Source organism: Actinoplanes sp. NPDC024001, from assembly GCF_040638955.1.
Taxonomy (GTDB): Bacteria; Actinomycetota; Actinomycetes; order Mycobacteriales; family Micromonosporaceae; genus Actinoplanes.
The window spans coordinates 25036-35478 of sequence record NZ_JBEZZB010000112.1; the positions used below are offsets into that span (position 1 = coordinate 25036).

10 protein-coding genes are annotated in these 10443 nt (G+C 68.7%); 5 read left to right on the forward strand and 5 right to left on the reverse strand.

What is annotated here, in order from left to right; all coding sequences use genetic code 11:
* Positions 1-45 precede the first annotated feature (45 nt).
* Positions 46-2013, reverse strand: a complete 1968-nt coding sequence (locus tag AB0F81_RS34125) for a right-handed parallel beta-helix repeat-containing protein (RefSeq protein WP_360203942.1) — start codon at positions 2011-2013, stop codon at positions 46-48.
* A 168-nt stretch (positions 2014-2181) separates the two neighbouring features.
* Here AB0F81_RS34125 and AB0F81_RS34130 point away from each other — a divergent pair, with 168 nt between their 5' ends.
* Positions 2182-2454, forward strand: coding sequence for a helix-turn-helix domain-containing protein (locus tag AB0F81_RS34130; protein WP_360203958.1), 273 nt, complete (start codon positions 2182-2184; stop codon positions 2452-2454).
* Positions 2455-2519: 65 nt separating this feature from the next.
* Positions 2520-2774: a zinc ribbon domain-containing protein gene (locus tag AB0F81_RS34135; RefSeq protein WP_360203944.1), complete on the forward strand. Its 255-nt coding sequence runs from the start codon at positions 2520-2522 to the stop codon at positions 2772-2774.
* Here AB0F81_RS34135 and AB0F81_RS34140 read toward each other — a convergent pair.
* The 3 genes from AB0F81_RS34140 to AB0F81_RS34150 are packed head-to-tail and all read right to left on the reverse strand — an operon-like array spanning position 2764 to position 5891.
* Positions 2764-3597 (reverse strand): carbohydrate ABC transporter permease, encoded by an 834-nt coding sequence (locus tag AB0F81_RS34140; RefSeq protein WP_360203946.1) that lies wholly within the window; start codon positions 3595-3597, stop codon positions 2764-2766. The genes AB0F81_RS34135 and AB0F81_RS34140 overlap by 11 nt on opposite strands.
* Positions 3598-3600: 3 nt before the next feature.
* Positions 3601-4590 carry a sugar ABC transporter permease gene (locus tag AB0F81_RS34145; RefSeq protein WP_360203947.1) on the reverse strand — a complete coding sequence of 330 codons (990 nt, stop codon included), beginning with the start codon at positions 4588-4590 and terminating at the stop codon, positions 3601-3603.
* 14 nt (positions 4591-4604) lie between these two features.
* On the reverse strand, positions 4605-5891 hold the full coding sequence (locus AB0F81_RS34150; RefSeq protein WP_360203949.1) for an extracellular solute-binding protein: 1287 nt from the start codon (positions 5889-5891) through the stop codon (positions 4605-4607).
* Positions 5892-6173: 282 nt separating this feature from the next.
* Between AB0F81_RS34150 and AB0F81_RS34155 the strand changes: the two genes are divergently transcribed.
* The 3 genes from AB0F81_RS34155 to AB0F81_RS34165 are packed head-to-tail and all read left to right on the forward strand — an operon-like array spanning position 6174 to position 9734.
* Positions 6174-7415: an endo-1,4-beta-xylanase gene (locus AB0F81_RS34155; RefSeq protein ID WP_360203951.1), complete on the forward strand. Its 1242-nt coding sequence runs from the start codon at positions 6174-6176 to the stop codon at positions 7413-7415.
* Positions 7412-8935, forward strand: coding sequence for an alpha-L-arabinofuranosidase C-terminal domain-containing protein (locus AB0F81_RS34160; RefSeq protein WP_360203952.1), 1524 nt, complete (start codon positions 7412-7414; stop codon positions 8933-8935). Before AB0F81_RS34155 ends, AB0F81_RS34160 begins: the two co-directional genes overlap by 4 nt.
* Positions 8936-8951: 16 nt before the next feature.
* The gene (locus tag AB0F81_RS34165; RefSeq protein ID WP_360203954.1) at positions 8952-9734 is read left to right on the forward strand and encodes an alpha/beta hydrolase; all 783 of its coding nucleotides are present in this window, start codon (positions 8952-8954) and stop codon (positions 9732-9734) included.
* On the opposite strand, the gene AB0F81_RS34170 is transcribed toward AB0F81_RS34165, so the two are convergent.
* The coding region (locus AB0F81_RS34170; RefSeq protein WP_360203956.1) for an iron chelate uptake ABC transporter family permease subunit at positions 9667-10443 on the reverse strand (777 nt) is incomplete at its 5' end. The genes AB0F81_RS34165 and AB0F81_RS34170 overlap by 68 nt on opposite strands.

Here is a 10443-nt window from a genome sequence, read left to right on the forward strand (position 1 = left end):
CAGCGCGACGGCCGGCGCCTCAACGGCGCCGGCCGTCCGTCACGATCACCAGACGCGGACGCGGCTGCTTCCCGAGCTCAAACCGGCGAGCGGGCCCGCGGCGTACGTCTGCTCCGCGTCCTTGTGGGCGCCGGTGAGGTCGACGGCGATGACGGCGGGGCTGCCGTCGCGCTCCTCGAACTCGGCGTCGGCCAGCCGGACCCGCTCCAGATCACGGCCGCCGATCGGGGCGAGACCCGCACCGTCGAAGCCCGCCGGCAGGTCCGTCACCAGGTAGACCTCGTCGCCGTCGGCGACGATCGAGGCGGACGCGCTGTCCAGGACCACCGCGTCCCGCTCACCGGCGAACGGGCGGGCGCCGGCGGCGTAGACGTTGCGCCGCGCGTACACGGCCTGCTTCACGGTGAGGAACCGCTGGTGGTCGCCGGCCGGCTGCTCCTCGACACGCTGCAGGTACTGCTCGAACGACGCCGGATATTCGTCGTAGCCGACGGTGCCCGCATACGCCGGCGAGATCCCCTCGGGCATGGCGCCGTACGCCGCGTCGCGATCTCCCCCGACGAACACGTTGCCGACCCACCGGTCGTCGCCGCCCACGATGAACGCGTAACCGGCCACCTGCGTGCTGTGCGGCAGGTGGTACGGGGTGGCCCGGTCCATCACCGGGTTGAGCCACACCGTGCCGCAGAGCAGGTTGTTCACGAACGCCCCGCCCTGGCTCCACAGCTCCAGCGCGGCCGGCGAGGCCAGGATGTTGTGCTCCACCAGGTACGGCCCGTGGCTGACCTCGATGAACAGGTCCCGGTTGTTGTCGTGGTAGACGTTGCGCGACACCCGGGTGCCCTGGGTCTGCCAGTCCAGCCAGGTGCCGAGCGAGCAGTCGTGGATGCGGTTGTGCCGGATCTCCACGTCGATCGCGGCATGCAGCTTGATGCCACCGATCTCGTAACCGTAGAACTCCCGCTTGATCGCGATGTGGTGGATGTGGTTGTCCTCGATCGTCGAGAAGACGCAGCCGAGGTGACCGACGATCCCGTTCTGCCCACAGTCGTAGATGTGGTTACGGCGGATCACGTGCGAGCCGATGTGCTCCCTGTCCCAGCCGATCTGCCGGGCCGCGAAGACCGACTCCAGCTGGTACTGGTAGCCCGGCTTGTCACCGCGCTCCGTGGCGTAGTTGTGGCCGGTCGAAGCCTCCTTGCCGATGGAGATCGCCGAGCACTTCGCGTCGTGGATGACGTTGTCCTCGATGATCCAGCCCTTGGCCCAGTTCGGGCCGATCAGGCCGGGCTGGTCGGCGGTCGGCGGCGTCCACGGCGTGGCCGCCTGGGCCAGCTCGAAGCCGCGCACGGTGATGTAGTCCAGGTGCGGCACCAGCGGGTAGAACACCGACCGGCGTACGTTGATCTCGACCAGCTCGGCGTTCGGGTCGGCGCCCTGGAAGTTCGCCCAGATCGTGGTGGCCTCGGCGTCGACCTGCGCGAACCAGACCAGCAGGGTCTGCTCCGGGTTGCGGACCCGGTCGGTGACGCCGGTCCAGTCGTCCTTCATCTCGGTGCGCTTCTCCGGCGCGGACACCTCGGCGCGCGAACCGACCTCGTAGAAGCTCAGGCCGTTGAGGTAGACGTCGCCGAGATGCTTGCGCGGCGCCTTGTCGGCGTAGACGATCCAGTCGCCGGCGATCTCCTCGGCGAACGGGTTGAAGTCGCCGAACAGCGCATTGGGCACGGTCGCCTTCCACACCGTCCCACCGTCCGGCTCCCAGCCGGTGACCCGCTCGGAGCCCTTGATGACGACGTGCTCGCCCTCGGCGGCCTGGTAGGTGATGCGGCGGCTGTCGCTCAGGCCGCCACGCCGGGGCGTCACCCACTCCCGGTACTCGCCGGCGTGCACGACCACGGTGTCCCCGGGCCGGGCGAGCGCCGCGGCCCGGTTGATCGTCCGAAACGGCCGCGCCGCCGACCCGTCGGCGTCGTCGGATCCGGTGGTCGCCACGTGCAGCAGCGATGTCATCAGATTTCCTTCCGCATATACCCCGGCCCAGAGGCAGAGGAGACAGAAAACCTACGGACCAGGTCAGGGAAAGCCGACCCGCTGTCAAGGCGGATCGGCTTCCCGCAACGGCTGCCCCGCAAGCTCGGTTCCGAACATGTGGATATCGTTGTCAATGTGACTACCAAGGTGAAGCGGGCATACAGGTTCCGCTTCTACCCGACGTACGCACAGGCCGACCTGTTGAACCGAACGTTCGGGTGTGTGCGCAAGGTCTACAACCTAGCGCTGGAAGCAACGAGGTCTCCTTCAAATCCCAGCACATGTCACGGGCCTCGGCTGAGTTCGCCCCATCGGCATTCCGCTGGACGAACGGGAGCCTCACCCTCGCGAAGATGGACCAGCCCGTCGCCATGGTCATGTCCAGACCACTGCCCGACGGGCAGTCGCCGTCCACTGTGACCGTGTCCCGGGACGGCGCCGGGCGCTGATCCTGCCGCGCCATCAGCGACGCGGCTTGGCGCCACATGCGCGAACTGGTCTGCTCCGTCTGCGGAAGCATCGCGGACAAGATGCCACTGAACGTACGGACGTGGACATGCGCCTGCGGCGCTGCCCACGACCGCGACGTCAACGCGGCACGCAACATCCTGGCCGCCGGGCTGGCGGTTGCTGCCTGTGGAGCCGGTGTAAGACCTCAACGGGGAGAACCTCCGTTCGGGCAGTCGGCAGTGAAGCAGGAAAGTCGGCGGGCGACCGTCGTCAAGAAGGTCAACCTTTGACCGCGCCGGTGAGGCCACCCACGATGCGGCGTTCGAAGAGGCTGAAGAAGACCAGCGCGGGAATCATCGACAACGAGGTGAACGCAAGCACCTTCGCGGTGTCCACCGAATATTGCGACGCGAACGCCTGCACGCCCAGCGGCAGGGTGAAGCTCTCCTGGTCGTTGAGGATGAACAGCGGTAGGAGGTAGCTGTTCCAGCTGTTGATGAACGCGAGGATCCCGGTGGTGATCAGGCCGGGCACCGACAGCGGGAGCACCATCCGCCAGAAGAAGCCGAGCCGGCTGCACCGGTCGATGAAGGCGGCCTCCTCGATCTCCCGGGGGATGGCCTGCAGGAACGGCACCAGGATGATGACCGTGGTGGACAGGCCGAAGGCGATCTGGGGCAGGATCACCCCGGGCAGGGTGTTCATCAGGCCCAGATCCTTGATCAGGATGTAGAGCGGGGTGATGGCCACCGTCGGCGGGAACATGAGGCCGGCGGCGAACAGCGCGTACATCGCTCCGCGGCCGCGGAAGCGGTACCGCGCCAGCACGTAGCTGGCCATCACGCCGAGGCCGACGACGCCGATGGTCGTGACGACGGCCGCCATCGTCGAGTTGCCGACCTGGGTCCAGAAGGTGTCGCTGGTCAGGACGTCGGTGTAGTTGCCGATCACCCACGGGTTCGGCAGGCCGGCCGGGTCCGTGGTGATCTGCGAGTTGGTCCGGAACCCGCCGATGATGATGTAGATGACGGGTCCGAGCATCACGCCGATGAGGAGCAGGGCGGCGAGGTAGACGAGCAGACTGCCGCGCCGGGTGTCCGTGGCCCTGGCCATGTCCTACCGTCCTCCGGTGAGCGCGCCCTCGGTGTCCCGGCGCAGAACGAAACGCTGGTACACGAGCGCGATGAACATCGAGATGATGAAGAGCACGACCGCCACGGCGTTGCCGTAGCCGTAGTTGGCGGCGTTGCGGCCTTCGAGGACCATGTAGGTGGCCATGGTCGATGTGCCGGCGGTCGACGCGACGTACTGGCCCCAGATGATGTAGACCAGGTCGAACAGCTGTAGCGCGCCGATGATCGACAGGAAGCCCCAGATCCGGATCGTCGGTCCGAGCAGGGGCAGGGTGATCCGCAGCTGGGTCTGCCAGAACGACGCGCCGTCCACGGCGGCAGCTTCGGACAGTTCTTCCGGGATGTTCTGCATGCCGGCCAGGAACAGGATCACGGCGAACCCGATGTATTTCCAGGTCAGGATCAGCATCAGGGTCCAGATGGCGAGTTTCGGGTTCGCCAGCCAGTCCTCGGCCACCCCGCCGAGGCCGATGGATCTCAGGACGTCGTTGACCGCGCCGTTGGTCTGGAGCATCAGGGCCCAGGCGGTGCCGACGATGACCTCGGAGATCACGTACGGGACGAAGATCAGCACCCGGATGATCGACTGGCCGCGCATCCGCTTGTTGAGCAGCAGGGCGAGGCCGATGGCGATCGGGCCCTGCAGGACGAGGGAGAGCACGACGATCTGGCCGTTGTGCCACAGCGCCTCGTGGAACGAGTTGTCGGTCAGGATGGTGCGGTAGTTGTCGAGCCCGACGAAGTCGGTCGGTACGCCGAAGCCCTTCCACCGGTAGAAGCCGTAGTAGCCGGCCATCAGCACCGGGAAGATCACGAAGCCGACGAACATCAGGATCGCCGGACCGGACAGCGCCGCGATCTCCAGGCGCTGTGCCCACCCGATTCCGCGCCGGCGGGGCCGTACCGGGGGCCGCGTGGCAACGCTGCCCCCGGTACGGACGCGACCGCTCTTGTCAGCGACGTCGCTGGTCATCGCTCGGTTACCTCTCAGCCCTTCTTGGCTGCGTCGTTCACGCCCTGGATGATCCCGGCGACGTCGCCCTTGCCGGCCAGCAGGTTCACGACGCCGACGTTGAGGGCGTTGCCCACGTTCTGGCCGTAGATGGTGTCGAGCCACTGCGAGACGTACGGCGCCTTGTTGTAGGCCTCGAGAACCGCCTTGAGGTAGTCCTCGGTGACCGCGCCCTGGGCTTCCTTGCTGATCGGCAGTGAGTTGAAGGCCTTGTAGTAGCCCTCCTGCACGTCCTTGGTGACGATGTAGTTGAGGAAGTCGGAGCACTCCTTCGGCGCCTGCGCCGAGCAGGAGTAACCGTCCGCGCCGCCCATGATCGCGGCGGCGTCGCCCTGGCCGCCGGGGACCGCGGGGAAGGGGAAGAAGCCCAGGTCGGGTAGCGGCTTGGTGTCCTTGGTGAGGGAGGCGATGACGCCCGGGTCCCAGGCGCCCATGAGTTCCATGCTGGCCTTGTAGTTGGCCACCAGGCCGGCCGAGCTGCCGGCGCCCTGCTGTGCGGAGGTGGTCAGGAAGCCGTCGTTGAACGGCTTGGTGTCGGCGAAGGCCTTCAGGTCGTTGCCGGCCTTGGTCCAGCAGGCGTCGCCGAAGTTCTTGTCCTTGGCGGCGGCGTCGAGGGAGGCCTGGCTGCAGGCGCGCAGCGCGAAGAAGTAGTACCAGTGTGCGGCCGGCCAGGCGTCCTTGCCGCCGAGGGCGATCGGCGCGTTGATGGCCTTGAGCTTGGTGACCGCGGCGTTGAGCTCTTCCAGGGTGGTCGGCGGGGCGGTGATGCCGGCCTTCTGGAACAGGTTCTTGCTGTACCAGAAACCGCCGGGAAGGATCGAGACGGGTACGGCGTAGGACTTGCCGTCGACCTGACCGGTCTGCAGGGCGGGACCGACCGCTGCCTTGGTCTCGGCGGTGATGTCGCCGGTGATGTCCTTGAGCTGGCCGGCCTCGACCATCGCGGCCATCTTGCCGCCGCCGCGCTGCAGGAAGATGTCGGGCGCGGAGCCGGAGTTCAGTGCGGTCTGCAGCTTGCCGTCGAGGTCCTCGTTCTGCACCTGCTGAATCTTGATCTTGACGTTCGGGTGGGCGGTCTGGAAGTCGGCGACCGTCTTGTCCCAGAACGCCTTGCCGGGACCGGTTGTGGCGTTGTGCCAGAACTGCATGGTGACGTTGCCGCCCGAGTCCGAGCCGCCGTCGTCGTCGCCGCCACAGGCGGCCAGGCTCATGGCGCTCAGCGCCACCACGGCTGCCATGGCGAGGGTCTTCTTAGGTGCCATGAGGCCCCACCTCTCGGTAGCGAAAGTTTCGGAGTATTTCCGGAAGATGGCGCTCAAGCTAGGGACGGCTTGATGGGGCTGTCAAGATGTCGGCGCGACCGCTCCTGTAACACGTAGGTAACGGTCGTCGCACGCAGCGTGTGCTGATCAGCATCCTGCGTGCTTGATAGCGCTCACAACCTCGGACGCTCACAGCCGGAAAATGTCGCGAATTTTTGGAAGTTTCGCTGGACCTCGGGCTGATCCGCTCCCTACGCTACGACCGGCGACAGGAGGCAGGAATTGACGGCGGTTCAACTTGGTCACCGTTACGGCGACGTCGTGGTGACGGTCCTCGACGATGACGGACAGCCCCTACGGGACCGCGAGGTCACCGTCGAGCAGCGCACCCACGCCTTCTCGTTCGGCAACATCGGCTTCGACTTCGTGCCGGTGGCCAACGAGGAGGTCCCGCCGGAGCGGGCCGCGCGGATGGCCGATCTGTGGTTGGACGTCTTCAACACGGCGACCCTGCCGTTCTACTGGAGCGACTTCGAGCCACTGCCCGGCCGGCCCGCCACCACCCGGCTGCGCCGGGCCGCGCAGTGGTTCGCCGCCCGCGGCTGCCGGGTCAAGGGACACCCGCTGCTGTGGCACACCCTGGCCCCCGACTGGCTGCGCGAGCTGCCCACCGCCGAGGTGGAGGCGACGGTGCGGGCGCGGATCCGGCGCGAGGTGGCCGACTTCGCCGACGTCGTGCGCACCTGGGACGCGATCAACGAGTCGGTGATCATGCCGGTGTTCCGCAACGAGCCGCAGCGCAACGCGATCACCCGGCTGGCCCGGGAACGCGGCCGGATAGCGACCGTCCGGCTCGCGTTCGAGGAGGCGCGCGCTACCGACCCCACGGCGACGCTGATCCTCAACGACTTCGACATGTCCACGGCGTACGAATGCCTCATCGAAGGCGTCCTGGAGGCCGGCATCCGGGTCGACGCGCTCGGCCTGCAGAGCCACATGCACCAGGGCTACTGGGGCGAGGAGAAGACCCTCGAGGTCCTCGACCGGTTCTCCCGTTACGGCCTGCCGATCCACATGACCGAGACCACCCTCGTCTCCGGCGACGTGATGCCGCCGGAGATCGACGACCTGAACGACTACCAGATCCCGTCCTGGCCCTCCACGCCCGACGGCGAGCAGCGCCAGGCCGACGAGATCGTCCGGCACTACCGCACCCTGCTCTCGCACCCCTCGGTCCAGGCGATCACCTACTGGGGGCTGTTCGACGAGGGCGCCTGGCTCGGCGCCCCGGCCGGCCTGGTCCGCACCGACGGCACCCCGAAACCCGGGTACGACGCGCTGCGGCGCCTGGTGAAGCAGGAGTGGTGGCTGTCGCCCACCACGCTGCGAACCGATGACGCCGGGCGTGTCACGGTCCGCGGTTTCCTCGGCGACTACCAGCTGCGCTGCGCCGGCCGCACGGCCACCGTCGCCGTCACCGGGCACGGCGAGGCAACGACGACGCTCGGGGAGGGCACCCGATGAGCATCGAAGCCGTCATCAACGTGGACCTCGACGGCCCACGGATCAACCGGCACGTCTACGGGCACTTCGCCGAGCACCTGGGCCGCTGCATCTACGGCGGTTTCTACGTCGGCGAGGACTCCGGCATCCCGAACGAGGGCGGCATCCGCCTCGACGTCGTCGAAGCGCTGCGCGAGCTGAACATCCCGAACCTGCGCTGGCCGGGCGGCTGCTTCGCCGACGAGTACCACTGGCAGGACGGCATCGGGCCGAAGGACCAGCGGCCCGTCATGGTCAACACCCACTGGGGCGGGGTCGAGGAGAACAACCACTTCGGCACCCACGAGTTCATGGCGCTGTGCGAGCTGCTCGGCGCGGAGCCGTACATCAGCGGCAACGTCGGCTCCGGCACCGTGCGCGAGATGAGCGAGTGGGTCGAGTACCTGACCCGCGACGGCGACTCGCCGATGGCCCGCCTGCGCAAGGCCAACGGCCGCGACGAACCGTGGAAGGTCAGGTTCTGGGGCCTGGGCAACGAGACGTGGGGCTGCGGGGGCAACATGACCGCCGAGCACTACGCGCAGGAGGCCCGCCGCTACGGCACCTACTGCCGCGACTACGGCGACAACCGGCTCTACAAGATCGCCGCCGGCGCCAACAGCGACGACTACGGGTGGACCGAGACGCTGATGAAGCAGGTCGGGCACCTGGGCTGCCAGCGCGTCCAGAGCACGGCCTACCACGCGCTGTCCGTGCACTACTACACGGTCACCGGGCCGACCTGGGAGAACAAGGGGTCGGCCACGGTCTTCGACACCGGCGAGTACTACACGACCATGGTGGCCGCGGCGCGCATCGAGCAACTGCTCGCCGGGCACGCGGCGGTGATGGACTGCTACGACCCCAACCGCAGCGTCGGCCTGGTCCTGGACGAGTGGGGCACCTGGTTCGACGTGGAGCCCGGCACCAATCCGGGCTTCCTCTACCAGCAGAACACGCTGCGCGACGCGCTGGTGGCGAGCACCCACTTCGACGTCTTCCACCGGCACGCCGACCGGCTGGTGATGGCCAACATCGCACAGACCGTCAACGTGCTGCAGGCCATGATCCTCACCGATCCGGACTCGCAGGCCATGGTCCTCACCCCGACCTACCACGTCTTCCGGATGAACCGGGGCCACCAGGACGCGACGTCGCTGCGGGTGGACTTCCGCGGCCCGCTGCCGTCACGCCCGGTCGGTGCGGCGACGCTGACCACCGTCTCGGCCTCGGCCAGCCGCAAGGACGGCCGGCTGCTCGTCTCGCTGTCGAACCTCGATGCCACCGCGGCCGCCGACGTGGAGATCGATCTGCGCGGCGGGACCGTCGAGGCGGTCGAGGCGCTGATCCTGACGTCCGGGGCGGTGCAGGACCACAACACGCCGCAGTCGCCGTCGGTGGTGGCGCCGCGCCCGTACGACGGGGTGACGCTGACCGGCGGGAAGCTGCGGGCGCACCTGCCGGCCCACTCGTTCGTCACCGTGAGCGGCGCCGTGACCTGACACTAGGCTGGGCCGGGTGACCTATCTGCGGATCGGCGGCGTCGACCTGTACTCGGAGATCGCCGGTGCGGGCGAGCCCGTCCTGTTCCTGCACGGCGGCTTCTGCTCCCTGGAGTCACTGCGGGCGCAGGCCGACGCGCTGGTGCCCGATCACCGGGTGTACGCGTTCGAGCGTCCCGGCCACGGCCGCTCCGCCGACATCGACGAGGAGTACGGGTACGCCCGTGGCGTCGCCGACACCCTGGCGTACCTCGACGCCGTCGGCCTCGCCTCGGCGCATCTCGTCGGCTACAGCGACGGCGCGATCATCGGGCTGCTGCTCGCCCTCGACCACCCGGAGCGGGTGCGCTCACTGACCGCGATCAGCGCGAACCTCGATCCGTCGGCGTTCACCGACTCCGCCGGGACGGTGCTCAGCGCGCCCGCGGCGTCGCCGGAACCGCGACCGGACGTCGAGCGGATGCACTACGAGCGCCTGTCACCGGACGGGCCGGCGCACGCGGACGTCGTACTCGCGAAGCTCTTCCGTCTCTGGACGAGCGAGCCGCGCATCGATCCGGGCCGGCTGGCCCGGATCGCGGCTCCGGTGCTGATCATGTCCGGCGACCGCGACACGATCCGGCCCGACCACAGCCTGCTCATCGCCGCCTCGATCCCCGGCGCGCAGCTGTGCATCGTGCCGGGCACCTCGCACCACCTGGTCGCCGAGCGGCCGGAGCTGGTCAGCACGCTCATCGGCGACTTTCTGCGGCACGCAGCAGCCACACGAAGTACGGAGCGCCCACCAGCGCCATCATGAGCCCGGCGGGGATCTGCGACGGGGCGATGAGCGTGCGGCCGAGCGTGTCGGCGACACCGACGAGCACGGCGCCGATCAGCATGGCGACCGGGACGACCCGCGCGTGCCGGACGCCGACGAGGCGGCGGGCCAGGTGCGGGGCGACCAGCCCGGCGAAGCCGACCACCCCGACCGCGATCACGCTCACCGCCGCCACCACCGCCGCGACGCTCAGCAGGGCGAGCCGGGTGCCGTCGCTGCGGACGCCGAAGATGCGCGGGGTGTCCTCGTCGATCGCCAGCAGGTCCAGTTCGCGGCGCAGGCCCAGCACCACGGGCGTCGCGGCGAGCAGCACGAGGGCGACCGGCAGCACATCGTCGAAGGAGCGTCCGTAGGTCGTACCCGAGAGCCAGGTGAGGATGCGCGGGGTGTCCCACGGATCGGTGCGCAGCAGCAGGAAGGTGCTGATGTCGCTGAGCGCGTAGCCGCAGCCGATGCCGATCAGCAGGAAACGGTCCGGCAGCAGCCCACCGCGCCAGGTCAGCAGCGCGATCAGGGCGAAGGTGGCGAGCCCCGCCGCGACGGCCGTGCCGATCAGGGTGGGACGGCCGCCGGGCACGCCGGAGGTCACCACGATCACCGCGCCGAGGCCGGCGCCGGCGGTGATGCCGAGGACGCCCGGCTCGGCGAGCGGGTTGCGCACCGTGCCCTGCACGACGGTGCCGGCCAG

Excerpts from the sequence above, each read along its gene's own strand:
- AB0F81_RS34160 (WP_360203952.1), top strand. The coding sequence starts at position 7,412 with ATGAGCATCGAAGCCGTCATCAACGTGGACCTCGACGGCCCACGGATC.
- AB0F81_RS34145 (WP_360203947.1), bottom strand. The coding sequence starts at position 4,590 with ATGACCAGCGACGTCGCTGACAAGAGCGGTCGCGTCCGTACCGGGGGC.
- AB0F81_RS34135 (WP_360203944.1), top strand. The coding sequence starts at position 2,520 with ATGCGCGAACTGGTCTGCTCCGTCTGCGGAAGCATCGCGGACAAGATG.
- AB0F81_RS34125 (WP_360203942.1), bottom strand. The coding sequence starts at position 2,013 with ATGACATCGCTGCTGCACGTGGCGACCACCGGATCCGACGACGCCGAC.
- AB0F81_RS34150 (WP_360203949.1), bottom strand. The coding sequence starts at position 5,891 with ATGGCACCTAAGAAGACCCTCGCCATGGCAGCCGTGGTGGCGCTGAGC.
- AB0F81_RS34140 (WP_360203946.1), bottom strand. The coding sequence starts at position 3,597 with ATGGCCAGGGCCACGGACACCCGGCGCGGCAGTCTGCTCGTCTACCTC.